Here is a 24,704-nt window from a genome sequence, read left to right on the forward strand (position 1 = left end):
TCAGCCTCCGGTGACGGGCGGGAAGAAGGCGACCTCGCCGCCTTCGCGCAGGGCCGTGTCGTCGTCCGCCATCACCTGGTCCAGCGCCATGCGCACCGCCTTGCCACCGCCCAGCGCCTGGGCATAGGGCTCGCCCAGCGCGACCAGTTCGTCGCGCAGCGCGGCCAGGCTGGCCGCCGCGGTCTGTCGCTCCTCGCCCCCGCGGCCCATGGCCTCGCGCACCGAGGCGAAGTAACGCAGCTGGATCTTCTTCATGACAGCAGCTCCGCGAGCGGCAGGAAGCGCACGGCGTCGCCGCGCGCAATGGCCTGGCCGGGCGGGTTGTCGACGAAGCCGTCGCACCAGACCGTGGAGGTCAGCACGCCCGAGCTCTGGTTGGGGAACAGCTGCAGCACGCCCTGGGCATCGCGCCGAACGCGCAGGAACTCGCGCCGCTTGTCCGGCCGCTTCCAGTCGAAGCCGGCCTGGAGCGTGACCGCCGCGGGCGCGAACGCGGTCGCGCCCTGCAGCTTGAGCAGGAAGGGCCGCACCAGCAGCAGGAAGGTGATGAAGCTGGACACCGGGTTGCCGGGCAGGCCGAGGAAGTGGGCCTGGCCCACCTTGCCGTACGCGAAGGGCTTGCCGGGCTTCATCGCGATCTGCCAGAAGTCGAGCGAGCCGAGCTGCTCGACGGCGGGCTTGATGTGGTCCTCTTCCCCCACCGACACGCCACCGCTGGTGAGGATGACGTCGTGGCCCTCGGCCGCGGTGCGCAGCGCCTGCACGGTCGCTTCGCGGTTGTCCGGCACGATGCCCAGGTCGCCCAGCTCGCAGCCGCAGCGCGCCAGCAGCTGGCGCAGGAAGAAGCGGTTGGAGTTGTAGATCGCGCCGGGCGGCATGCGCTCGGGCGGCACGGTGCCGGGCATCACCAGCTCGTCGCCGGTGGAGAACAGCGCCACTTTCGGCCGCCGCGCCACCTGCAGCCGGTCGCAGCCGATGCCGGCGGCCAGGCCGCAGGCGGCCGGGCCCAGCCGGTGGCCGCGCTGCAGCACCACGGCGCCGCGGGTGACGTCCTCGCCCGCGCGGCGGATCCACTGCCCTTCCGCGGGCACGGTCTGGATGCGCACGGCCGACTCGCCCACCGCCTCGGTCTGCTCCTGCATCACGATGGCATCGGCGCCTTCGGGCACCGGCGCGCCGGTGAAGATGCGGGCCACGGTGCCGGGCGGCAGCGGCTGCGCCGCCTGGCCGGCCGGGATGCGCTGGCTCACCGGCAGCACCACGCCCTCGTCGGGGATCTCGGCGCGGCGGACGGCATAACCGTCCATGGCGCTGTTGTCCTGCGGCGGGATCTGCAGCGGCGAGATCAGGTCCTGCGCCAGCACGCGGCCATCGGCGTCGAAGGTGGCGATGCGCTCGACACCGGACAGCGGAACCGCACGGCCCAGCAGGTCGGCCAAGGTCTCGTCCAGCGATCGCAGCGCCGGTCTCGTCACGCGTACATCTCCGGGTCGTATTCGAAACGGTGGCCATTGTCGACCAGCCACTGCGCCATCGCATCCGGATCGTTCAGGTCCAGCACCGGGCGCAGGGTTGCTTCGGGCAGCTGGTCGGGCGTGTCGGTCGCGATCGCGGCGATGAAGTCGTCCTCCGGGTAGCGCGCCGCCTTGCCGGGCTCGGCCCGCCAGACCTCGACCTTGAGCAGGTTGCTCTGCTTGAAGCCTTCGACGATCACCCAGTCGACGCCGTCGTACAGCTCGGCGATCAGCTGGTGCACGGTGAGCTGGGCCTCCCGCTCGAACTCGCGCACCAGCGCCAGGCGGCGCCGCGACGCGACCACCACCTCGAAGGCGCCCGCTTCGCGATGCCGGTAGGTGTCCTTGCCGGGATGGTCGATGTCGAAGCTGTGGTGCGCATGCTTGACCACCGAGACGCGCAGCCCGCGCAGCTTGAGCGCGGGGATGAGGCGCTCGATCAGCGTGGTCTTGCCAGAGCCGGAGTACCCGGCGAAGCCGACGACTTTCATGCGGTCAACCGCACTGGGCGGCGATGTAAGTCTGCACCCGGGCCACGTCGGCCGGCAGCACCGTCACCCGCCGGGGCAGGCTCTCGATGCCTTCGAAGCGGGCCGGCCGCTCGGGCTCGCGGCCCAGCGCCTCGACGATGGTGGCGGCGAACTTCACCGGCAGCGCCGTTTCCAGCACGACCATCGGAACGCCCGGCTGCAGGTGCTGGCGCGCCACCTTCAGGCCGTCGGCCGTGTGCGTGTCCACCATCGCGTGCAGGCGCTCCCAGGTGTCGCGGATGGTGGCGACGCGGTCGGCGTGGGTGCTCTTGCCGCTGACGAATCCGAAGCGCTCACGGGCCTGCGCGAAGGCCGGGTCGCGGCCGAGGTCGAAGCGGCCGGTGCGCGGCAGCTCGTCGGCGAACAGGGCGCGGGTGCGGGCGGCGTCGCGGCCGAGCAGGTCGAACACGAAGCGCTCGAAGTTGCTGGCCTTGCTGATGTCCATCGAGGGGCTGGACGTCTCGTGCGTGTCGGCGCCTGACCGAACGCGGTACACGCCGGTGCGGAAGAACTCGTCCAGCACGTCGTTCTCGTTGGTGGCCAGCACCAGGCGGCCGATCGGCAGGCCCATCATGCGGGCCACGTGGCCCGCGCAGATGTTGCCGAAGTTGCCGGAGGGCACCGCGAAGTCGACCTTCTGCGCAGAGGCCTGGAAGTAGCCCGCGAAGTAATAGACCACCTGGGCCATCAGCCGGGCCCAGTTGATCGAGTTGACCGTGCCGATGCGGTAGCGGCGCTTGAACGCCAGGTCGTTGCTGACCGCCTTGACGATGTCCTGGCAGTCGTCGAACACGCCCTCGATCGCCAGGTTGTGGATGTTGGCGTCCTGCAGGCTGAACATCTGGGCCTGCTGGAAGGGGCTCATGCGGCCGCGCGGCGAGGTCATGAAGACCCGCACGCCCTTCTTGCCGCGCATCGCGTATTCGGCGGCGCTGCCGGTGTCGCCGGAGGTGGCGCCCAGGATGTTCAGCTCTTCGCCGCGGCGGGCCAGCTCGTACTCGAACAGGTTGCCCAGCAGCTGCATGGCCATGTCCTTGAAGGCCAGCGTCGGTCCGTTGGACAGGGCCTGGAGGTACAGGCCGTCCTCGAGCTTGCGCAGCGGGACGATCGCCTTCGTGCCGAACACCTCGGGCGTGTAGGTCTTGGCGCAGATCGCGCGCAGGTCGGCCGCCGGGATGTCGTCGATGTAGAGCGAGAGGATCTCGAAGGCGAGCTCGTGGTACGGCAGCCCGCGCCACTGGTCCAGCGTGGCCGCGTCGACCTGCGGATAGTGCTCGGGGAGGTAGAGGCCGCCGTCGGGCGCCAGGCCCTCGAGCAGGATCTCGCAGAAGTGCTTGCGGTCGGGATGGCCCCGCGTCGAGACGTACAGCACGGGAGTCATCGCCCGCCCGGCCGCCCGAAGGGCGATAGCCCCCTCGGGGGGCAGAGAACGAAGTGAACGTGGGGGCTCATGTTTCTAGGCCAGTTCTTCCTTGCGGATGCGCACGATGGGCGCGAGCACGGTGGGCAGGGCCTGCATCTGCGCCAGCACGCCGTTCATGGTGCCCTCGCGCACGCTGTGGGTGAGGATGATCAGGTCGGTCTGCTTCTCGCCCTCGCCCGCTTCGCGCTGCAGCATGGCGTCGACCGAGATGCCCTGCGCGGCCAGCAGGCCCGTCACCTGCGCCAGCACGCCGGCCTGGTCGGCCACGCGCAGCCGCAGGTAGTAGCTGGTGACGACCTCGTCCATCGGCAGCACCACCTCGCCGCTCATCTGGTCGGGCTGGAAGGCCAGGTGCGGCACGCGGTGCGCGGCGTCGGCCGTGTGCAGGCGGGTGATGTCCACCAGGTCGGCGATCACCGCGCTGGCGGTGGGCTCGCTGCCCGCGCCCTTGCCGTAGTGCAGCGTGGTGCCGACGGCGTCGCCCTGCACCACCACCGCGTTCATCGCGCCTTCGACGTTGGCGATCAGGCGCCGGGCCGGCACCAGGCTGGGGTGCACGCGCAGCTCGATGCCTTGCGGCACGCGCTTGGTGATGCCCAGCAGCTTGATGCGGTAGCCCAGTTGCTCGGCGTAGCGGATGTCCTGCGCGGCCAGCTTGGTGATGCCCTCGACGTAGGCCTTGTCGAACTGCACCGGGATGCCGAAGGCGATGGCGCTCATGATCGTGGCCTTGTGCGCCGCGTCCACGCCTTCGATGTCGAAAGTGGGGTCGGCCTCGGCGTAGCCCAGGCGCTGGGCCTCCTTGAGCACCACGTCGAAGTCCAGGCCCTTGTCCCGCATCTCCGACAGGATGAAGTTGGTGGTGCCGTTGATGATGCCGGCGATCCACTCGATGCGGTTGGCGGTCAGGCCTTCGCGCAGCGCCTTGATGATGGGGATGCCCCCGGCGACCGCGGCCTCGAAGGCCACCATCACGCCGCGCTGGTGGGCAGCCGCGAAGATCTCGGTGCCGTGAACCGCCAGCAGCGCCTTGTTGGCCGTGACCACGTGCTTGCCGGCGGCGATCGCTTCCATCATCAGCTCGCGCGCGATGCCGTAGCCGCCGATCAGCTCGATGACGATGTCGATCTCGGGGTTGGCGATGACTTCACGCGCGTCCTTCACCACCTTGACGGCGCTGCCGACGATGGACTGGGCGCGCGCGGTGTCGAGGTCCGCGACCATCGCGATCTCGATGCCGCGGCCTGCGCGGCGCTGGATCTCCTGCTGGTTGCGGCGAAGGACGTTGAAGACGCCGCTGCCGACGGTGCCGATGCCGAGCAGGCCGACCTGGATGGCTTTCATGAGGAATGACGCTTGCGGTAGTGGTCTAGGAATTTCGCGATGCGGCCGATGGCCTCGCGAAGGTCGTCCTCGTGCGGGAGGAAGACGATGCGGAAATGGTTGTTGTCCGGGTAGTTGAAGCCCGAGCCCTGCACCAGCATCACGCGCGTCTCCTGCAGCAGCTCCAGGAAGAACTGGCGGTCGTCGGCGATCGGGTAGACCTTGGGGTCGAGCCTGGGGAACATGTACAGCGCCGCCTGCGGCTTGACGCAGCTGACGCCGGGGATGGCGGTGATCAGCTCGTAGGCCACGTCGCGCTGGCGGCGCAGGCGCCCGCCGGCGCCGATCAGCTCGTTGATGCTCTGGTAGCCCCCCAGCGCGGTCTGGATCGCGTACTGGCCGGGCACGTTGGCGCACAGGCGCATGTTCGAGAGCATGGTCAGGCCCTCGATGTAGTCGGCCGCGTCGCGCTTGTCGCCCGACACCACCATCCAGCCGGCGCGGTAGCCGCAGGAGCGGTAGCTCTTGGACAGCGAGTTGAAGGTGAGCGTGAGCACGTCGTCCGACAGGCTGCCGATGGCGGTGTGCTTCACGCCGTCGTACAACACCTTGTCGTAGACCTCGTCGGCCAGGAGCACCAGCCCGTGCTGGCGCGCGATGGCCACGATGTCCTTGAGCAGCGCGTCGGAGTACAGCGCCCCCGTCGGGTTGTTCGGGTTGATGACGACGATGCCCTTGGTGCGCGGCGTGATCTTGGCGCGCAGGTCGTCCAGGTCGGGCATCCAGCCGTTGGACTCGTCGCAGCGGTAGTGCACCGGCGTGCCGCCCGACAGGCTGGTGGCCGCGGTCCACAGCGGGTAGTCGGGCGAAGGCAGCAGCAGCTCGTCGCCGTCGTTCAGCAGCGCGTTGGTGGCCATGGCGATCAGCTCGCTGGCGCCGTTGCCCAGGTAGACGTCGTCCAGCGCGACGCCCTGGATGCCCTGCTGCTGGGTGTAGTGCATCACCGCCTTGCGCGCGGCGAAGATGCCCTTGCTGTCCGAGTACCCCGCCGAATTGCCGAGGTTGCGGATCATGTCCTGCTGGATCTCCTCGGGCGCGTCGAAGCCGAACAGGGCGAGGTTGCCGATGTTGAGCTTGATGACCTTGTGGCCCTCTTCCTCCATGTGGCGGGCCGCGTCCATGATCGGCCCGCGGATGTCGTACAGCACGTTGGCCAGCTTGGCGGATTTTTGGACGGTCTTCAAAGCCCCTCCTGCGGCGGCGTTGTCAAGGGTGAAACCTATAATTTGACCATAGATCGGATGGGCTGCCGCCCGCTCGATTCCCTCGAATCCCTCCCCTTTTTCCATGAAGCTCCAACCCGACCGCTTCGACGTGCAGGCCATCACCGGCTATGGCCCCGGCTGGGTGGGCGTGGGCAGCGACCGGATCACCCACAGCGTGATCCTGAGCTCGCGCGGCGAACGCATCGACTGGGCCGCGGGCTCCTACGAGGACCTGGGGCCGCAGCACTTCGTGCGGCTGGCCGAGTTGCAGGCGGAAGTGGTCATCTTCGGCAGCGGCGCGCGCATCCGCTTTCCCCGGCCGGCCTGGCTGCGTCCGCTGGCCGAGCGGGGCATCGGCCTGGAGACCATGGACACGGCCGCGGCCTGCCGCACCTACAACATCCTGGCCCAGGAAGGTCGGCAGGTCGCCGTGGCTCTGCTGCTGGAGTCGGGCGACTGAGCGGCGCGCGTCGCCCCTTTCGGGTAAAATCTCGTGTTGCCAGCCGGCCTCGCGCGCGCGGTCTCCCTGGGCACTTTTCCTGTCACACGAGTACAAAATCCATGGCGATCGTTGTCAACAAGCCCATCCCCGAATTCGAAGCGAACGCCACGGGCGGCCTGAAGGTCAGCAATACGTCCCACCTCGGCCACATCCTGGTGCTGTACTTCTACCCCAAGGACAACACCCCGGGCTGCACCACCGAGGCCATGCAGTTCCGCGACAAGTACAAGGACTTCGTGAAGGCCGGGGCCACCGTCTTCGGCGTGTCGCGCGACAACATGAAGTCGCATGACGACTTCAAGGCCAAGCTCGAGCTGCCCTTCGAGCTGATCGCCGACACCGAGGAAAAGATGTGCCACATGTTCGGCGTGGTCAAGAACAAGATCATGTACGGCAAGAAGGTCAAGGGCATCGAGCGCAGCACCTTCCTGATCGGCGCCGACGGCATCCTCAAGCAGGAGTGGCGCGGCCTGAAGGTGCCCGGCCACGTCGACGAGGTCCTGAAGGCCGTCAAGCTGCTCAAGAAGGCCGCCTGATCCGTCCGTGACGCCTGTCAGCAACAGGCGCCGCACCGAGGTGGTCGCTTCACGGGCCTTGTGCATAATGGGCTCATGCAGTTGATCACGGCGCTTCGCGTCGACACCGCATCCGAAGGAAAAGCCGCCGGGCTCGCCAGGCGGCTTTTTCGTTTCATGACCCCTGCTTCATCCAGGAACGTCCTGCCCTATGCCGCTGCCCCCCGCCCCCACGAAACGCGCCGCCCTGCTCCCGCCCGAGGCCTACGACGCCCCGGCCCGGTCCTCGCACAAGGCTGCTCGAAAATCGGAGGCTGCCGGCGCGGAAAACCCGCTGGCTGAACGCCCGCAGGCCGAGGACTTCGACCCGCGCGGCGGTGGCGAGCGCGAGACCGCGCATCCCGTCGCCTTCCAGGACGAAGCCCCCGTCGCCGAAAGGCCGCAGCAGGCGCGCAAGCGTCCCGCCGCCGAGCCCGCCGGCCGCCGCAAGCCCAAGACGACCGGCCCCACCAAGCTGTTCGTGCTGGACACCAACGTGCTGATGCACGACCCGATGTGCCTGTTCCGCTTCGAGGAACACGACATCTTCCTGCCGATGATCGTGCTGGAGGAGCTGGACGGCCACAAGAAGGGCACCACCGAGGTCGCCCGGAACGCACGCCAGGCCAGCCGCTCGCTCGATGCCCTCGCGGGCGCGCAGGGCGCGGACATCAGCGCGGGCCTGAAGCTCGAGTCGACCGGCCACACCGAAGCCGGCGGCAACCTCTTCTTCCAGACCCAGGCGCTGGCCAACCACCTGCCGCCCAGCCTGCCGCAGGGCAAGGCGGACAACCAGATCCTGGGCGTGGTGCAGGCGCTGCGCGAGCAGCATTCGCCGCGCGACGTGGTGCTGGTCTCCAAGGACATCAACATGCGGGTCAAGGCCCGCGCGCTGGGCCTGGCGACCGAGGACTACCGAAACGACAAGACGCTGGACGACCTGGAGCTGATGTACTCCGGCGCGCTGGCGCTGCCGCCGGACTTCTGGGCCAAGCACGGCAAGACTGTGGAGAGCTGGCAGAGCGGCCAGACCACCTTCTACCGGGTGACCGGGCCGATCGTGCCCAGCCTGATGATCAACCAGTTCGTGTACTTCGAGGCGCCGGGCGAGCCCAGCCTGTACGCGCGCGTGACCGAGATCCGCGGCAAGACCGCCGTGCTGCGCACACTGAAGGATTACGGGCACCTGAAGAACGCGGTCTGGGGCGTGACCACGCGCAACCGCGAGCAGAACTTCGCGATGAACCTGCTGATGGACCCCGAGGTCGACTTCGTCACGCTGACCGGCACGGCCGGCACCGGCAAGACGCTGATGGCGCTGGCCGCCGGCCTCACGCAGGTGCTGGACGATCGCCGCTACACCGAGATCATCATGACCCGCGCGACCGTGAGCGTCGGCGAGGACATCGGCTTCCTGCCCGGCACGGAAGAGGAAAAGATGGGCCCCTGGATGGGCGCGCTGGACGACAACCTGGAGGTGCTGGCCAAGACCGACACCGGCGCCGGCGAATGGGGCCGCGCGGCCACCAACGAGCTCATCCGCAGCCGCATCAAGATCAAGAGCATGAACTTCATGCGCGGCCGCACCTTCCTCAACAAGTACGTCATCCTGGACGAGGCGCAGAACCTGACGCCCAAGCAGATGAAGACGCTGATCACGCGGGCAGGCCCGGGCACCAAGATCATCTGCATGGGCAACCTGGCGCAGATCGACACGCCCTACCTCACCGAAGGCTCATCGGGCCTCACCTTCGCGGTCGACAAGTTCAAGGGCTGGCCGCACAGCGGCCACATCACGCTGGCGCGCGGCGAGCGTTCGCGCCTGGCCGACTTCGCCAGCGAAGTGCTCTGATCGTTCCGGCGCACGGCCGCCCAGCGCGGCTGTAGCGTCCGGTTGCGAAGACGCCCCCAAGCGGGCACACCCGGCTAAGCTTGCCGGCAATGACTCCTTCACTTCCGACCAGACGGTGCCTGGCCGCGGCCCTGGTGGCCGCTTCGGGCTCCTGCTGGGCCGCCCTGGGCGAGCCCGCGGCGGCGCTCGCGCGCGTGGCCGGCACCACCAGCGTCACGGCGCAGACGCCGGCGGGCGCGCGCTACACGCAGCTGACGCGCAGACTGGAGTCCGGCACCGAGGTGCGCGAATACGCGGATGCCGCAGGCACGGTGTTCGCGGTGTCGTGGAGCGGTCCCTTCCTGCCCGACCTGCGCGCGCTGCTGGGGACCCACTTCGCGGCGCTCGAAGAGCATGCGTCCGGCGTGGGCCGTGCTTCGGCCGTCAGCATCCAGCGGCCGGAGGTCGCCATCCTGTCCGGTGGGCGCATGGGCGCCTTCCAGGGCCGGGCGTGGCTGCCCCGCCAGCTTCCCGCGGGCTTCGACCCCCGCGCCGTGCCATGAACGCCCGCACTTCTTCCTGGATCGACAAGGCGATGCTGGGCCTGGCGGCCTGCGGGTTCGCCCTGCTCGCCAGCTGCGGCGGCGGCGGGGGCGGCGACAACGCGACGGCGATGCGCGGCGCGGGCAGCGGCACCTCCAGCGTGTCCACGCCCTTCGTGCCGGGCGCCAACGTGCTGCAGGTGCTGGTCGACACCGGCACCGACGGCACCTCGATCAACACGCCCTTCGTGACGGTGCGCGTCTGCCAGCCGGGCACGACCACCTGCGCGGATATCGACCACGTCGTGCTCGACACCGGTTCTTCGGGCTTGCGCGTCGCGGCGTCGGCCCTGCCCGCCGGTTTCGCCCTCGCTCCCATCACCAACTCCGACGGCAATGCGGTCGGCCAGTGCGCCCAGTTCGCCAGCGGCTTCTCGTGGGGTTCGGTGCGCGTGGCCGACGTGCGCATGGGCGGCGAGGTCGCGAGCAGCCTGCCGATCCAGGTGGTGAACGATCCGGCCGCGCCCTACTCGCAGGTGCCGGCGTCCTGCTCGTCCACCGGGCCCAACATCGGTTCGGGCCGCGGCGCCAACGGCATCCTCGGCGTGGGCTTCTTCAAGGAGGACTGCGGCTCGGCCTGCGACGTCGGCGTGCCGGGTGCGCCCAACTTCTACTACGGCTGCACCGGCGGCGGCGCCTGCACGCCGAGCCGGCTGGCCCTGGCCAACCAGGTGAGCAACCCGGTGATCTCCTTCGGCGCCAACAACAACGGCGTGGTGGTCGTCATGCCGCCCGTCCCGACCGGAGGCGCCGGCGAAGCGACCGGCTCGCTGATCCTGGGCGTGGCCACGCAGGCGAACAACCAGCTGGCGGGCGCGACGATCTTCTCCGCGGACGCGCAGGGGTTCTTCACGACCACCTACAAGGGCGTCAGTTTCCCCGCCAGCTTCCTGGACAGCGGCTCGAACGGGCTGTTCTTCAACGACGCTGCGCTGCCCTCGTGCGGCGACTTCTACTGCCCGGGCACGACACCGCTTTCGCTGACCGCCACCAACACGTCGGCCAGCGGCCTGTCCGCCCCGGTCGACTTCTTCATCGACAGCATCACGGCGATCCGGCCCGGCGCGGCCGCGGCCCACATCGGCGGCACCAACGGCATCCCGGGCAGCTTCGACTACGGGCTGCCGTTCTTCTTCGGGCGGTCGGTGTTCGTCGGCTACGCCGCGCCCAACGGGCCCGGACCTTTCTGGGCCTACTGAGACCCGCTCAGAAGTCGCTGCCGCCGCCGTTGGCGAGCGATTCGAACTTGGTCAGGTTCTTGAGGAAGGCCAGCTTCACCGTGCCGGTGGGGCCGTTACGCTGCTTGCTGATGATGATCTCGGTGACGCCGGGCTCCTTGGAGTCCTTGTTGTAGTAGTCGTCGCGGTAGATGAACATGATGACGTCGGCGTCCTGCTCGATGGCGCCCGATTCGCGCAGGTCGCTCATCATCGGCCGCTTGTCGGTGCGCGACTCCACGCCGCGCGACAGCTGCGACAGCGCGATCACCGGGCAGCCCAGCTCCTTGGCCAGCATCTTCAGGCCACGCGAGATCTCGCCCACCGCCGTGGCCCGGTTTTCGTCGCTCATGCCCGAGGACACGCTCATCAGCTGCAGGTAGTCGATCACGATCAGGCCGAGCTTGCCGCCGCACTGGCGGGCCAGGCGACGCGCGTTGGCGCGCAGCTCGCTCACCGTGAGGCCCGGGGTCTCGTCGATGTGCAGCGAGACGTTGCGCAGCTTCTCGATCGCCTCGGTCAGCCGCGGCCACTCGTCGTCGGTGAGCTTGCCGGTGCGCAGGTGGCCCTGGTCGATGCGGCCGATCGAGCCCACGATACGAACGGCCAGCTGCGAGGCGCCCATTTCCATCGAGAACACCGCCACCGGCAGGCCCTCGTTGAGCGCCACGTGCTCCGCGATGTTGATGGCGAAGGCCGTCTTGCCCATGGAGGGCCGCGCCGCAAGCACCACCATGTCGCCGGCCTGCAGCCCCGACGTCATGCGGTCCAGGTCGTAGAAGCCGGTGGGCACGCCCGTGATGTCGTTCGGGTTGTCCGCCATCTCCTGGACCCGGTCCAGCAGCTGGACCACCAGGCTGTCCATGCCCTGGAAGCCCTGCTTCATCCGCGAGCCTTCCTCGCCGATGTTGAAGATCTTCTGCTCCGCCTCGTCCAGGATCTGGTCGACCGCCTTGCCCTGCGGGCTGAAGGCGGCGGTGGCGATCTCGTCGGAGGCCGACACCAGCTTGCGCAGGATGGAGCGCTCCCGCACGATCTCCGCGTAGCGCCGGATGTTGCTGGCGCTGGGCACGTACTGCGCCAGCGAGTTCAGGTACGCCAGGCCGCCGATCTCCTCGGCCTTGCCCAGGCTTTGCAGGTGCTCGTAGACGGTGACCACGTCGGCCGGCCGGCTGGCGTTGATCAGCGCGCCGATGCCCGCGTAGATCAGGCGGTGCTCGTAGCGGTAGAAGTCGGCGTCGGCGAGCAGGTCGCCCACCCGGTCCCAGGCGCCGTTGTCGATCAGCAGGCCGCCCAGCACGCTGGACTCGGCTTCGATCGAATTGGGCGGCACGCGCAGCTGCGCGACCTGCCGGTCCCGCGGGAATTCGTCGTTCACGGGCGTCAGGACGGCGGACATGGGGTTCTCCTCGGCCCGAATGCTAGGGGCCACGCTGAAAAAGGTCGAGGCACAACGCTGGGAAGATCGCGTTGAGAACCTGTGGATGAATGGGCGGAGCCTGTGGATTGCGCGAAGCCCAAAAAGAAAAAGACCGGTGCGGACCGGTCTTTTTCTATCCGAAGGACAAGGCTGCGCAGCAGCCTTGTTTCGTCTCTGGAGCGAAGCGGTTTCTGCGGTTTAAGCGGTCTCGCCGTAGACCGTGATGTTGATGTCCACCACCACGTCCGTGTGCAGCGCCACGCTGACGGTGGAATCGCCCACCGTCTTGATCGGGCCGTTGGGCATGCGCACCTGCGACTTGTTCACCTTGTAGCCCTGCTTGCCCAGCTCCTCGGCGATGTCGAAGTTGGTGACCGAGCCGAACAGGCGGCCGTCGACGCCGGCCTTCTGCGTCAGCTTGAGCGTGGTGCCGGAGAGCTTCTCGCCCTGGCCTTGCGACTCCTTCAGCTTGGCGGCGGCGACCTTCTCCAGCTCGGCGCGCTTGGCTTCGAATTCGGCCTTGTTCGCCTCGGTGGCGCGGCGGGCGCGGCCGGACGGGATCAGGAAGTTGCGGGCGTAGCCGTCCTTGACCTTGACGATCTCGCCGAGGCTGCCGAGGTTGACGACCTTGTCCAGAAGAATGACTTGCATGGTCCTTGGCTCCTCAGATGCGGTGCTGGTCGCTGTACGGGACCAGGGCCAGGAAGCGAGCGCGCTTGATGGCGGTGTTGAGCTGGCGCTGGTAGATCGCGCGGGTGCCGGTCAGGCGCGCCGGGATGATCTTGCCGTTCTCGGCGACGAAGTCACGCAGCGTGTCGACGTCCTTGTAGTCGATCTCCTCGACGCCGGCGACGGTGAAGCGGCAGAAGCGCTTGCGCTTGAACAGCAGCGACTGGGTGTTGCGCTTCGGACGCTTGTCCTTGTTGAATTTCTTGAACGTGGCCATGGTGTGCCTCTTTTCTCTAAACGGGTTCGAACGACTGGATGTGGAGCACCGTGTGCTTGCCGTTGCGTGGTGTGGCCAGGAATCCCCGGAAGGACCAGGCGCTGCCGACCGGTTGGCGGACGATGCCTTCCGCCACGCTTCCGATCGCCACCGCCTTGACCGCCGCCTTCACCTGCCGGGCCTGGCCGGCTTCGAGGACTTCGGACTCGTGTTCGAGCCTCAAGTCCAGGGCCGGGAGCCCCGCCGGGGTGTAGCGCAGTGCGCTGGTCTCGGCGATGCGGGCGGACAGGCTGACCTGGTTCACCGGCGGACGGGCCGCAACGGCAGGCGACTTACGACTGGTACTCCGCCTGCTGGGCCTTGCGCGCTTCCTCGCGCTCGACGGTCTTCATCATGGAAGACGGGCCGGTGTCGGCCTTCTTCTTCTGGACCGTCAGGTGACGCAGCACGGCGTCGTTGAAGCGGAAGGCGTGCTCGAGCTCGCCCATCACGTTCTGGTCGGCCTCGATGTTCACGCACAGGTAGTGCGCCTTGGCGAGCTTGTTGATCTGGTAGGCCAGCTGGCGGCGGCCCCAGTCCTCGACACGGTGCACCTTGCCGCCGCCGGCGGTGATCATGCCCTTGTAGCGCTCCAGCATGGCCGGAACCTGTTCGCTCTGGTCCGGGTGGATCAGCAGCACGATTTCGTAATGACGCATGGACTCTCCTTGTGGATCAGCCACCCGCTGCGTCGCGACCCGGAAGGTCGCTGCCCCGAGGCGCAAAAAGGCGCCCGAAACGGCGGTGTGGCAAGGCAAAGCCGATGATTATAGCAGCCGGGCGCTACCGGTCGCTCAGGGCGCTCTCCAGGGGCGAGTAGCGGTCAGCCCCCACGGCGTCGCGGATGCGCGGGGCCAGCTGGGCCAGGTCCTCGTAGCTGGTGGCCGCCTCGACCGCGAGGTTGAGCCGGAATCCGCGCAAACCCAGGGCCGCCGTCAGTTTGGTCGCGATGGGATACGCCTGGGCGTAGCGTTCCTGGGGAGTCCGCTGCCTGTGCTTCTGGGCCGCCGACTCGGCCGCGCGGGCGGCGGAAAGCTCGGCCGCGGTCGCCTCGGGCGCCATGTCGCGCACCAGGCCCAGCTCGAGGAGCCGCACCAGTTCCTGCCGGTCGATGCCGGCCACGGCCATGGCGGCGTGGAGGTCGGCGACGGTGCGCTTGCCGTCCACCAGGATCAGTGCCGAGCGCTGGCGCGGCGTCAGCGGGACCGAGCGGTCCTGGACCACCCTGGATCCCAGCTCCGTCTTCACAACGATCATGTGCCCTCCATCGCGGCCGTCGAGTCTTCCGCTGCGATTCAGGATGGCACAGCCGTACGCGAGCCTGCATTGGGCCTTTCCCGACGGCGCTCTAAGCAAAAAAGCCCGCCGTAAGCGGGCTTTGCGAAATGCGATCGGTCCGATCTCAGTCGCGGGCGTAGATGTCCACGTCCTTGGTCTCGCGCACGAACAGCAGGCCGATGATGAAGGTGCCGGCCGCGACGATCACCGGGTACCACAGGCCGTAGTAGATGTCGCCGGTGGCCGCCACCATCGCGAAGGCCGTGGTCGGCAGCAGGCCGCCGAACCAGCCGTTGCCGATGTGGTACGGCAGGCTCATGGAGGTGTAGCGGATGCGGGTCGGGAACAGCTCCACCAGCATCGCGGCGATCGGGCCGTACACCATGGTCACCAGGATGACCAGGTAGACCAGGATCACCAGCACCATGACCTTGTCCATCTTGGCCGTGTCCGCCCCCTGCATCAGGCCGTTGGCCTTGGCCGTGTCGCCCAGCTGCTTGCGGAATTCGGCCAGGGTCTTGGCGCTGTCCGGCGAGAACGCGTCACGCTTGTCGTTCAGCGTGGCGCTGGGCGCGGTCAGCACCTTGTCGGCGATGGAGATGGTCGCCGGGCCGGTGCCCGCCTTGTTCTCGTACGGGATGTAGGCCTGGGTGAGCGCGCGCTTGGCGATGTCGCACGAGGTGCGGAAGTCGATGTCACGCGCGATCGGGCTGCCCTGGAACGAGCATTCCTTCGGGTCGGCCGTGATGGTCACGCGGGTGCGGGCCTGCGCTTCCACCAGGGCGGGGTTGGCGTACTTCAGCAGCATCGGGAAGACGGCGAAGTAGGTCAGCGCGGCCAGCAGGCAGCCGGCCATGATGATCGGCTTGCGGCCGATGCGGTCGGACAGCGCGCCGAACACGATGAAGAACGGCGTGCCGATCAGCAGCGAGGCGGCGATCAGCAGGTTGGCCGTCGTCACGTCCACCTTGGCGATCGTCGTCAGGAAGAACAGCGCGTAGAACTGGCCCGTGTACCAGACCACGGCCTGGCCGGCGGTCAGGCCCAGGAGCGCCAGGATGACGATCTTCAGGTTCTTCCACTCGCCGAACGACTCGGACAGCGGCGCCTTGGAAGTCTTGCCCTCGGCCTTCATCTTCTGGAAGGCCGGCGACTCGTTCAGCGACAGCCGGATCCACACCGAGATGCCCAGCAGCACGATCGACAGCAGGAACGGAATGCGCCAGCCCCAGTCGCCGAAGTCCTTCTCGCCCAGGAAGTTGCGCACGCCCAGGATCACCAGCAGCGACAGGAACAGGCCCAGCGTGGCCGTCGTCTGGATCCACGAGGTGTACGCACCGCGTTTGCCGTGCGGCGCGTGCTCGGCGACGTAGGTCGCGGCACCGCCGTACTCACCGCCCAGGGCCAGGCCCTGCAGCAGGCGCAAGGCGATCAGGATCACCGGGGCGGCCACGCCGATGGAGGCATAACCGGGCAGCAGGCCGACGATGAACGTCGACGCGCCCATGATCAGGATCGTCACGAGGAAGGTGTACTTGCGCCCGATCATGTCGCCCAGTCGGCCGAACACGATGGCGCCGAACGGACGGACCAGGAAGCCCGCCGCGAAGGCCAACAACGCGAAGATGTACGCGGAGGTCGGATCCAGGCCGGCGAAGAACTGCCGGGCGATGATCGCCGCCAGCGACCCGTACAAGTAGAAGTCGTACCACTCGAACACCGTGCCGAGCGACGAGGCGAAGATGACCTTCTTTTCCTCTCTCGTCATCGGCTGGGAGGACGCCTTGGGCGCCTTGCCAGCAGTCGCTGTCGACATGACTTGTCTCCTTGTGGTTGGGGTCCTGCGAGTCTTCGCAGCCCCACTGACGTCAGGCTGACGTCAAAAAGACCAAAGCCTCGGTGATAACCCTAGGAAACCGGCTTTTGCCGCCACAAGAGGCTGACCAGGACCGTGACCACGACGCCCGCCGGGACGCCGAACACGCCGGCCGAGATCGGCTGGATGCCGAACCACAGGTCCGGGCCCGGGGCCAGGGACAGCAAGGCCCGCAGCGCCGGCGCGTTGATCGCCATGTAGCAGATGGTCAGCGACAGGCCGACGACCATGCCCGCAACCGCGCCCGGCCCCGTGGCGCCCCGCCAGAAGATGCCCAGCACCATGGCCGGCACGAAGGCCGAAGCCGCGAGCGAGAACGACGCGGCCACCAGGGGAAGGATCTCCGCCGGCTTGAGCGACGCCACCACCGCCGCGACCAGGGCGACCGCCAGCAGCGCGAACTTCGAGAGGATCACGCGGTGCTCGGGCCGCACCGTGGGCCGGATCTCGTGGCAGTAGATGTCGCGCACCAGCGCGTTGCTGATCGTGAGCAGCAGGCCGTCCGCAGTCGACAGCGCCGCCGCCAGTCCGCCGGCCGCGACCAGCCCCGAGATGACATAGGGCAGCCCGCCGAGTTCGGGCGTGGCCAGCATGATCATGTCGGCCGCCAGCCGGATCTCGCCCCACTGCAGCACGCGGTCGCCGTTGACGTCCTCCACCGACAGCAGCGAGGCGTCAAGCCGCGACCACTGCGCCATCCACGAGGGCAGCGCATCGAAGCTGCTGCCCACCAGGTTGTTCATGACCTCGAACTTCACCAGCACCGCCAGGGCCGGCACGCTGATGTAGACCAGCACGATGAAGAACAGCGACCAGGCCACCGACTTACGCGCCTCCGAGACGGTGGGCGTCGTGTAGTAGCGCGTGAGCAGGTGCGGCAGTCCGGCCGTGCCCACCATCAGGCAGAACATCAGGGCCAGGAAGTTCATGCGCGATTCGCTGAAGGTCTTGCGCGCTTCTTCGTCCCCCGCGGGATCACCGGTGAAGGGCTGCGCATGGCGCGGCACGCCACCCAGGGGACGGGCCCGGTCGTAGTTCTCCTGCATCGCCCGCGTCCACTGCTCGCGCGCGATCTGCTCGTCCTTCGGCAGCGCGGCCAGCGCGCGGTTGGCCCGCACGATCAGGTCGGAGTCGGCCTCCTGGGCCTTGAGCTGGCGCACGCGCGCCTGCGCCGCCGCACGGTCCTCCCGCAGCGCCTTCGGGATGTTCTGCAGCTTGCGCTCGTACTCGCGGGCCCGCTGCAGGTGGATCGCGGCCACCTCGCGCTCGGCCGGGTCCTGCGCGAGCTTGCGTTCGAGTTCGCTGATCTTGGCGACCTGCGAGCCGTAGACCAGGGGCGCCAGCGGGTTGCCCAGCTGCTTGTACGCCAGCCACGACACCGGGATGAGGAAAGCCAGCAGCAGCACCACGTACTGCGCCACCTGCGTCCAGGTGATGGCGCGCATGCCGCCCAGGAACGAGCAGAGCAGCACGCCGCCCAGGCCCAGGAGGATGCCGATCTCGAACTGCACGCCCGTCAGCCGCGAGGCGATCAGGCCGATGCCGTAGATCTGCGCCACGACGTACGTGAACGAGCACAGCACCGCGGACAGCGCCGCGATGATCCGCGGCCAGCGCCCGCCGTAGCGCTCGCCGAAGTAGTCGGGCACGGTGTGCAGGTTCATTCGCCGCAGGTGCGGCGCCACCAGCAGCGCCACCAGGCAGAACCCGCCGGTCCAGCCCAGCAGGTAGGCCAGCCCGCCCGTCTGCGTCTCCGAGCCGCTGAACCCCTGCAGATAGAGGCCACCGGCCAGGCTGATGAAGGAGGCCGCGCTCATCCAGTCGGCGGCCGCCGCCATGCCGTTGTACATGGCGGGGATGCGCCGGCCCGCGACGTAGTACTCCTCGGGTTCGCTGGTGCGCCGCGAGATGCCGATGGCCGCATAGGACATCACGCTGACGAAGATGAAGATGGGACCGAGCCAGAACCGCGACAGCCCGGCCTGCTCCGCCCACGCCAGCAGCGCCAGCACCGTGACCACGCCGGTCACGTAGATGGCCAGCATCAGGTGCAGCCGGCGCTTGTAGTCCGCGTACTCGCGGGCCTCAGGCATGGGGCCGGTCCTCTTCCTCGGGGTCCAGGCGGTCCATCGCCCAGGCGTAGACCACGACGATGGCGATGAAGACGATCAGCGCGCCCTGCGCGGCCAGCCAGTAGAAGAAGGGCCAGGGGCCGATGGAGAACTGCAGTTCGTGGGCGAAGAAGCAAGCCGCGAAACTCACCAGCGCCCACACCACCAGCAGGCCGGCCTTGAGCGCCAGGACCTGAGGTTTGTGGGATTCCTGGCGCGGCGAACTCATCGGGGAATCTTCTCACCGCGGCGCCCCGCCGCGGTTAGGGATTCCCTCAGGCGCTTCAACGCTGCGCGAGCTGCTGCCAGGTGGAGATCACGCTGTCGGGGTTGAGCGAGATCGAAGCGATGCCCTCGTCGGCCAGCCACTGCGCGAAGTCCGGGTGGTCGCTGGGGCCCTGGCCGCAGATGCCCACGTACTTGTTCTGCGCTCGGCAGGCGGCGATGGCGCGCGAGAGCAGCGCCTTCACGGCCGGATCGCGCTCGTCGAAGTCGGCGGCCAGCAGCTCCAGGCCGGAGTCGCGGTCCAGGCCCAGGGTGAGCTGGGTCAGGTCGTTGGAGCCGATCGAGAAGCCGTCGAAGAACTTGAGGAACTCGTCGGCCAGGATGGCGTTGCTGGGCACCTCGCACATCATGATCACCTTGAGCTCGTCCTGGCCGCGCTTGAGGCCATGCTGGGCGAGCAGCTGGGTGACGCGGTCGGCCTGGCCCAGGGTGCGCACGAAGGGCACCATCACCTGCACGTTGGTCAGGCCCATCTCGCTGCGCACGCGGCGCAGAGCCTCGCACTCCATGGCGAAGGCTTCGGAGAACTCGCCGCTCACGTAGCGCGCCGCACCGCGAAATCCCAGCATGGGGTTTTCTTCTTCCGGCTCGTAGCGGCTGCCGCCGATCAGCTTGCGGTACTCGTTGCTCTTGAAGTCCGACAGCCGCACGATCACCGGCTTGGGCCAGAAGGCCGCGGCGATGGTGGCGACGCCTTCGGCCACCTTGTCGACGTAGAACGCCCGCGGCGAGGCATGGCCGCGCGCCACCGACTCCACCGCCTTCTTCAGGTCGCCGTCGACGTTGGGGTAGTCGAGGATGGCCTTGGGGTGCACACCGATGTTGTTGTTGATGATGAACTCCAGGCGCGCCAGGCCCACGCCGTCGTTGGGCAGCTGCGCGAAGTCGAAGGCCAGCTGCGGGTTGCCCACGTTCATCATGATCTTGGTGCGGATGGGCGGCATCTCGCCGCGCTGCACCTCGGTGACCTCGGTCTCGAGCAGGCCGTCGTAGATGAAGCCGGTGTCGCCCTCGGCGCAGCTCACCGTGACCAGCGTGCCGTCCTTCAGCTGCGAGGTGGCGTCGCCGCAGCCCACCACGGCCGGGATGCCCAGCTCGCGCGCGATGATGGCCGCGTGGCAGGTGCGCCCGCCGCGGTTGGTGACGATGGCGCTGGCGCGCTTCATCACCGGCTCCCAGTTCGGGTCGGTCATGTCGGTGACCAGCACGTCGCCGGCCTGCACCTTGTCCATCTCCGAGATGCTGTGCACCAGCCGCACCGGGCCCGTGCCGATCTTCTGGCCGATGGCGCGGCCCTCGGCCAGCACGTTGCCCTTGCCCTTGAGCTTGTAGCGGGTCTCGGCCTTGCCCTGCTGCTGGCTCTTCACCGTCTCGGGACGGGCCTGAAGGATGTAGAGCTGGCCGTCCACGCCGTCCTTGCCCCACTCGATGTCCATCGGGCGGCCGTAGTGGTCCTCGATCACCAGCGCGTACTTGGCCAGCAGCTCCACGTCGGCGTCGGTCAGCGAATAGCGGTTGCGCTGCTCCAGCGGCACTTCGGTCGTCTTGACCAGCTTGCCGCTGGCGGCCTTTTCCTGCGCGCTGCTGAACACCATCTGGATCAGCTTGGAGCCGAGGTTGCGGCGGATTACGGCGCGCTTGCCGGCCTTGAGCATGGGCTTGTGGACGTAGAACTCGTCCGGGTTCACCGCACCCTGCACCACCGTCTCGCCCAGGCCGTAGCTGGAGGTGATGAACACCACGTCCGAGAAGCCCGATTCGGTGTCGATGGTGAACATGACGCCGGCCGCGCCGAGGTCGCTGCGCACCATGCGCTGAACGCCCGCCGACAACGCCACGTCCGAATGCGCGAAGCCCTTGTGCACGCGGTAGCTGATCGCCCGGTCGTTGTAGAGGGAGGCGAACACTTCCTTCATCTTGTGCAGCACGTCGTCGATGCCGACCACGTTCAGGAAGGTCTCCTGCTGCCCGGCGAACGATGCATCGGGCAGGTCTTCGGCCGTGGCCGAGGAACGCACGGCGAAGCTGGCCTGGTTGTTGCCGGCGCTCAGTTTCTCGAACGCAGTGCGGATCTCGCGCTCCAGGTCCGCGGGAAAGGGCTGCGCCTCCATCCAGCGGCGGATCTCCGCGCCGGCCGCGGCCAGCGCGCGCACGTCTTCGGTGTCGAGCGTCGACAGGCGCTTCTGGATGCGATCGGCCAGGCCGTCGTGGGCAAGGAACTGGCGGAAGGCGTGGGCGGTGGAGGCGAAGCCGGTGGGCACGCGCACGCCCTGGGGCAGCTGCGAGATCATTTCGCCGAGGCTGGCGTTCTTGCCGCCGACCGCCTCGACATCGGTCATCCTCAGGTTCTCAAACGGAACGACCAGGGCGGTCGGGCTGAAAAGGGCAGACATGGGAAAACTCCAGAAGTTGAAACCGGGTCTGCGCTCCAGCGGCGCGAGCGGCCATGTCCGTCGGTTCGGCTTTGTGCTTGTTCGAATGGGCCAAAACGCTTCATGACAGGCGGCTGATAATTGCCGGCCATTGTAGGCACGCGGGGGGTACCGCGGCCTGGCACTGGTCTGAAAGCATCACATGGCCTCGCAGCACACCCGCACCGTGTTCTTCATCTCGGACGGCACCGGCATCACGGCCGAGACCTTCGGCAACGCCATCCTGGCCCAGTTCGAATTCAAGCCGCGGCACGTGCGCCTGCCCTTCATCGACACGGTGGACAAGGCGCACCAGGTGGTTCGGCAAGTGAACCACGTGGCCGAGGTCGAGGGCCGGCGGCCGGTGGTCTTCACCACGCTGGTAAACGTGGAGATCCTGCAGGTCATCGAGGACGGCTGCAAGGGCATGCTGCTGGACATGTTCGGCACCTTCGTGCGGCCGCTGGAGATCGAGCTGGGCATGAAGTCCAACCACCGCGTGGGGCGCTTCTCCGACGTGAGCAAGAGCAAGGAGTACCACGACCGCATCGAGGCGATCAACTTCAGCCTGGCGCACGACGACGGCCAGAGCAACCGCGACCTCGACATGGCCGACGTGATCCTGGTGGGCGTCAGCCGCAGCGGCAAGACGCCGACCTCGCTCTACCTGGCGATGCAGCACGGCCTGAAGGCGGCCAACTACCCGCTGATCCCCGAGGACTTCGATCGCCAGCAGCTGCCCGGCGCGCTGGTGCCGCACCGCAAGAAGATCTTCGGCCTGACCATTCAGCCCGAGCGGCTCTCCGAGATCCGCAACGAGCGCCGGCCCAAGTCGCGCTACGCCGCGCTGGAGAACTGCCGCATGGAGGTGGCCGAGGCGGAGGCCATGATGAGGCGCGCCGGCATCCGGTGGCTGTCGACGACCACCAAGTCGATCGAAGAGATCGCCACCACGATCCTGCAGGAGATCCGGCCGGAACGGCTCGAGTACTGAAAGCCGGCCCGGCCGACGGCGGCCTTGAAGTCGCCGGATTCGCCGCAACCCTGTCAATGGCCCGGCTCCGATCGGGCCGGTCTGGCTCGGCCATGGCGGCTTTCAATAGCCAAAAGCCATGAGTTGAATTGAGTCAATGAATTGGCTTAATTGACCCGGCGGCCCTAACCTATCGACTTCCAACGAGCCATCGGCAACTTCAAAGAGGAAAAGCACAAATGTCCCTGATCAACACGCAAGTCGTCCCCTTCCAGGCCACCGCCTACCACAAGGGCAAGTTCGTCCCGGTTTCGCAGGACAACTTCAAGGGCAAGTGGTCCGTCGTGGTCTTCTACCCGGCCGACTTCACCTTCGTGTGCCCGACCGAGCTGGGCGACCTGGCAGACAACTACGCCGAGTTCCAGAAGCTGGGCGCCGAGGTGTATGGCGTGTCCACCGACACCCACTTCACCCACAAGGCCTGGCACGACACGTCCGACACCATCAAGAAGGTGCAGTACCCGCTGATCGGCGACCCCAGCCACCAGCTGGCCCGCTTCTTCCAGGTGCTGATCACCGAGGGCGAGGACACCGGCCTGGCGCTGCGCGGCACCTTCATCATCGATCCGGAAGGCCGCATCAAGACCATCGAGGTGCACGACAACGGCATCGGCCGCGACGCCAAGGAAACGCTGCGCCGCCTGAAGGCCGCCCAGTACGTGGCCGCGCACCCGGGCGAAGTCTGCCCCGCCAAGTGGAGCGAAGGCGCCGAGACGCTCAAGCCCTCGCTGGACCTGGTCGGCAAGATCTAAAGAACTAGGACCACCCCGAAGCGCCTTCGGCGCCTCCCCTCAAGGGGCGCCACCAGCGGCCCGGCAAAGCCGGTTCGGCGGTGGCCGCGCCCCCCAAGGCCCGGGTGTGCCCTTGCGCACCCGGGCCTTTGCTTTTTCCGAACCCCAAGAACACATCCCGAAGGGAGCCCCCGAATGCTCGACGCCCAACTCAAGACCCAGCTGGCCGCCTACCTGGAGCGCATCTCGCAGCCGGTGGAGATCACGGCGGTGCTGGACGACTCGCCCGCCTCGCGCGAGATGCAGGCGCTGCTCAAGGACATCGCCGAGGCCTCGCCGCTGATGCGGGTGGTGGAGACACGCGATGCCGGTCCGCACCGCGCGCCCTCGTTCGCCGTCAACCGCCCTGGCCAGAACCACGGCCCGCGCTTTGCCGGCCTGCCGATGGGCCATGAGTTCACCTCGCTGGTGCTGGCGCTGCTGCAGGTGGGCGGCTACCCGCCCAAGGTGGAGCAGGAGCTGCTGGAGCAGATCCGCGCGATCGACCAGGACCTGGAGTTCGAGGTCTACGTGTCCCTGACCTGCCACAACTGCCCGGACGTGGTGCAGGCGCTCAACCTGATGGCGGTGCAGAACCCGCGCATCAGGACCACCATGATCGAAGGCGGCCTGTTCCAGGACGAGATCGAGCAGCGCCAGATCATGGGCGTGCCCACGGTGTTCCTGAACGGCACCATGTTCGGCAACGGCCGCATGACGCTGGAGGAGATCGTCGCCAAGGTGGACGCCAATGCCGGCCAGCGCGAAGCGCAGAAGATCTCGGGCAAGGACCCGTTCGACGTGCTGATCGTCGGTGGCGGCCCCGCCGGCGCCGCGGCCGCGGTGTACGCGGCGCGCAAGGGCATCCGCACCGGCATCGCGTCGGAGCGCTTCGGCGGGCAGGTGCTGGACACGCTGGGCATCGAGAACTTCGTCTCCATCAAGGAGACGGAAGGCCCCAAGTTCGCGCTGGCGCTGGAGGAACACGTGCGCCACTACGACGTGGACATCATGAACCTGCAGCGCGCCAAGGCGCTCAAGCCGGGATCCGGGCTGATCGAGGTGGAGCTGGAGAACGGCGCGGCCCTCAAGGCGCGCAGCGTGATCCTGTCGACCGGCGCCCGCTGGCGCAAGCTGGGCGTGCCTGGCGAGGAGCAGTACCGCAACAAGGGCGTGGCCTACTGCCCGCACTGCGACGGCCCGCTGTTCAAGGGCAAGCGCGTGGCGGTGGTCGGCGGGGGCAACTCCGGCGTGGAAGCGGCGATCGACCTCGCGGGGATCGTGAGCCACGTGACGCTGATCGAGTTCGGCGACCAGCTGCGTGCCGACGCGGTGCTGCAAAGCAAGCTGGCCAGCCTGCCCAACGTGACCACGATCCTCAACGCCCAGACCACCGAAGTGACGGGCGACGGCCAGAAGGTGAACGGGCTGGTCTGGCAGGACCGCGCTTCGGGCGAGAGCCGGCGCGTGGACCTGGAAGGCGTGTTCGTGCAGATCGGCCTGGTGCCCAACACCGAGTGGCTCAAGGGCACGCTCGAGCTGTCGCGGCACGGCGAGATCGTGGTCGATGCCAAGGGGCAGACGTCGATCCCCGGCGTGTTCGCGGCGGGCGACGCGACCACGGTCCCGTTCAAGCAGATCATCATCGCGGCCGGCGACGGGGCCAAGGCCGCGCTGGGGGCCTTCGACCACCTGATCCGCAGCCCGGCGCCGGTGGCGGCCTGATGTTCTGGCGGAGCGGAAATGGCGCGAGAATGAAGCGTCACTTTCCGCT

At 68.0% G+C, this 24,704-nt stretch carries 24 protein-coding genes; 8 read left to right on the forward strand and 16 right to left on the reverse strand.

The window, feature by feature from the left end; all coding sequences use genetic code 11:
- The 6 genes from ASG30_RS14170 to ASG30_RS14195 form a co-directional block, all read right to left on the reverse strand.
- A complete protein-coding gene (locus ASG30_RS14170) occupies positions 1 to 255 on the reverse strand; it encodes a MoaD/ThiS family protein (RefSeq protein ID WP_055897833.1) in 255 nt (84 codons plus the stop codon).
- The gene (locus ASG30_RS14175) at positions 252 to 1,475 is read right to left on the reverse strand and encodes a molybdopterin molybdotransferase MoeA (protein ID WP_156385551.1); all 1,224 of its coding nucleotides are present in this window, start codon (positions 1,473 to 1,475) and stop codon (positions 252 to 254) included. Before ASG30_RS14175 ends, ASG30_RS14170 begins: the two co-directional genes overlap by 4 nt.
- Entirely contained in the window at positions 1,472 to 2,005 is a 534-nt protein-coding gene (gene mobB, locus ASG30_RS14180) for a molybdopterin-guanine dinucleotide biosynthesis protein B (RefSeq protein WP_055897836.1), read from the reverse strand. The genes ASG30_RS14175 and mobB overlap by 4 nt, the downstream gene beginning before the upstream one ends.
- A gap of 4 nt (positions 2,006 to 2,009) precedes the next feature.
- Positions 2,010 to 3,416, reverse strand: coding sequence for a threonine synthase (thrC, locus tag ASG30_RS14185; protein ID WP_055898709.1), 1,407 nt, complete (start codon positions 3,414 to 3,416; stop codon positions 2,010 to 2,012).
- A gap of 84 nt (positions 3,417 to 3,500) precedes the next feature.
- The gene (locus ASG30_RS14190) at positions 3,501 to 4,811 is read right to left on the reverse strand and encodes a homoserine dehydrogenase (RefSeq protein ID WP_055897839.1); all 1,311 of its coding nucleotides are present in this window, start codon (positions 4,809 to 4,811) and stop codon (positions 3,501 to 3,503) included.
- Positions 4,808 to 6,034: a pyridoxal phosphate-dependent aminotransferase gene (locus tag ASG30_RS14195; protein ID WP_055897841.1), complete on the reverse strand. Its 1,227-nt coding sequence runs from the start codon at positions 6,032 to 6,034 to the stop codon at positions 4,808 to 4,810. The genes ASG30_RS14190 and ASG30_RS14195 overlap by 4 nt, the downstream gene beginning before the upstream one ends.
- A 103-nt stretch (positions 6,035 to 6,137) precedes the next feature.
- Here ASG30_RS14195 and ASG30_RS14200 point away from each other — a divergent pair, with 103 nt between their 5' ends.
- From ASG30_RS14200 to ASG30_RS14220, 5 genes are all read left to right on the forward strand, one after another.
- A complete protein-coding gene (locus tag ASG30_RS14200; protein ID WP_055897843.1) occupies positions 6,138 to 6,515 on the forward strand; it encodes an Mth938-like domain-containing protein in 378 nt (125 codons plus the stop codon).
- A 101-nt stretch (positions 6,516 to 6,616) separates the two neighbouring features.
- Positions 6,617 to 7,093 (forward strand): peroxiredoxin, encoded by a 477-nt coding sequence (locus ASG30_RS14205; RefSeq protein ID WP_055897846.1) that lies wholly within the window; start codon positions 6,617 to 6,619, stop codon positions 7,091 to 7,093.
- A gap of 190 nt (positions 7,094 to 7,283) precedes the next feature.
- On the forward strand, positions 7,284 to 8,963 hold the full coding sequence (locus ASG30_RS14210; protein WP_055897849.1) for a PhoH family protein: 1,680 nt from the start codon (positions 7,284 to 7,286) through the stop codon (positions 8,961 to 8,963).
- 89 nt (positions 8,964 to 9,052) lie between these two features.
- On the forward strand, positions 9,053 to 9,505 hold the full coding sequence (locus tag ASG30_RS14215; protein ID WP_082522116.1) for a DUF2844 domain-containing protein: 453 nt from the start codon (positions 9,053 to 9,055) through the stop codon (positions 9,503 to 9,505).
- Positions 9,502 to 10,743 carry a DUF3443 family protein gene (locus tag ASG30_RS14220; protein ID WP_055897854.1) on the forward strand — a complete coding sequence of 414 codons (1,242 nt, stop codon included), beginning with the start codon at positions 9,502 to 9,504 and terminating at the stop codon, positions 10,741 to 10,743. The genes ASG30_RS14215 and ASG30_RS14220 overlap by 4 nt, the downstream gene beginning before the upstream one ends.
- Positions 10,744 to 10,750: 7 nt before the next feature.
- On the opposite strand, the gene dnaB is transcribed toward ASG30_RS14220, so the two are convergent.
- The 10 genes from dnaB to ppsA form a co-directional block, all read right to left on the reverse strand.
- On the reverse strand, positions 10,751 to 12,160 hold the full coding sequence (dnaB, locus tag ASG30_RS14225) for a replicative DNA helicase (protein ID WP_055897859.1): 1,410 nt from the start codon (positions 12,158 to 12,160) through the stop codon (positions 10,751 to 10,753).
- Positions 12,161 to 12,379: 219 nt separating this feature from the next.
- Complete coding sequence (gene rplI / locus ASG30_RS14230) at positions 12,380 to 12,832, reverse strand: 50S ribosomal protein L9 (RefSeq protein WP_055897861.1); 453 nt, start codon at positions 12,830 to 12,832, stop codon at positions 12,380 to 12,382.
- A 13-nt stretch (positions 12,833 to 12,845) separates the two neighbouring features.
- Positions 12,846 to 13,127 (reverse strand): 30S ribosomal protein S18, encoded by a 282-nt coding sequence (rpsR, locus tag ASG30_RS14235; protein ID WP_013901741.1) that lies wholly within the window; start codon positions 13,125 to 13,127, stop codon positions 12,846 to 12,848.
- Positions 13,128 to 13,143: 16 nt separating this feature from the next.
- Positions 13,144 to 13,431 (reverse strand): primosomal replication protein N, encoded by a 288-nt coding sequence (priB, locus tag ASG30_RS14240; RefSeq protein ID WP_055897863.1) that lies wholly within the window; start codon positions 13,429 to 13,431, stop codon positions 13,144 to 13,146.
- Between the two features lie 28 nt (positions 13,432 to 13,459).
- Positions 13,460 to 13,825: a 30S ribosomal protein S6 gene (gene rpsF, locus ASG30_RS14245; RefSeq protein ID WP_027099875.1), complete on the reverse strand. Its 366-nt coding sequence runs from the start codon at positions 13,823 to 13,825 to the stop codon at positions 13,460 to 13,462.
- Between the two features lie 124 nt (positions 13,826 to 13,949).
- Positions 13,950 to 14,423: a hypothetical protein gene (locus ASG30_RS14250; RefSeq protein WP_055897866.1), complete on the reverse strand. Its 474-nt coding sequence runs from the start codon at positions 14,421 to 14,423 to the stop codon at positions 13,950 to 13,952.
- 145 nt (positions 14,424 to 14,568) lie between these two features.
- Positions 14,569 to 16,260, reverse strand: coding sequence for an MFS transporter (locus ASG30_RS14255; RefSeq protein WP_055897867.1), 1,692 nt, complete (start codon positions 16,258 to 16,260; stop codon positions 14,569 to 14,571).
- A gap of 92 nt (positions 16,261 to 16,352) precedes the next feature.
- Positions 16,353 to 18,413, reverse strand: coding sequence for a VC_2705 family sodium/solute symporter (locus ASG30_RS14260; protein ID WP_055897870.1), 2,061 nt, complete (start codon positions 18,411 to 18,413; stop codon positions 16,353 to 16,355).
- Positions 18,406 to 18,660 carry a DUF4212 domain-containing protein gene (locus tag ASG30_RS14265; protein ID WP_055897873.1) on the reverse strand — a complete coding sequence of 85 codons (255 nt, stop codon included), beginning with the start codon at positions 18,658 to 18,660 and terminating at the stop codon, positions 18,406 to 18,408. The genes ASG30_RS14260 and ASG30_RS14265 overlap by 8 nt, the downstream gene beginning before the upstream one ends.
- Positions 18,661 to 18,715: 55 nt before the next feature.
- A complete protein-coding gene (gene ppsA, locus ASG30_RS14270) occupies positions 18,716 to 21,109 on the reverse strand; it encodes a phosphoenolpyruvate synthase (RefSeq protein ID WP_055897875.1) in 2,394 nt (797 codons plus the stop codon).
- Between the two features lie 181 nt (positions 21,110 to 21,290).
- On the opposite strand from ppsA, the gene ppsR reads away from it, so the two are divergent.
- The 3 genes from ppsR (at position 21,291) to ahpF (ending at position 24,655) form a co-directional block, all read left to right on the forward strand.
- Entirely contained in the window at positions 21,291 to 22,121 is an 831-nt protein-coding gene (gene ppsR, locus ASG30_RS14275; RefSeq protein WP_055897878.1) for a posphoenolpyruvate synthetase regulatory kinase/phosphorylase PpsR, read from the forward strand.
- A 218-nt stretch (positions 22,122 to 22,339) separates the two neighbouring features.
- On the forward strand, positions 22,340 to 22,912 hold the full coding sequence (ahpC, locus tag ASG30_RS14280) for an alkyl hydroperoxide reductase subunit C (RefSeq protein WP_055897882.1): 573 nt from the start codon (positions 22,340 to 22,342) through the stop codon (positions 22,910 to 22,912).
- A 174-nt stretch (positions 22,913 to 23,086) separates the two neighbouring features.
- Positions 23,087 to 24,655 (forward strand): alkyl hydroperoxide reductase subunit F, encoded by a 1,569-nt coding sequence (ahpF, locus tag ASG30_RS14285; protein ID WP_055897885.1) that lies wholly within the window; start codon positions 23,087 to 23,089, stop codon positions 24,653 to 24,655.
- The last annotated feature ends 49 nt before the right edge of the window (positions 24,656 to 24,704 follow it).

Source organism: Ramlibacter sp. Leaf400 (genome assembly GCF_001424545.1).
Classification (GTDB): Bacteria; Pseudomonadota; Gammaproteobacteria; order Burkholderiales; family Burkholderiaceae_C; genus Ramlibacter.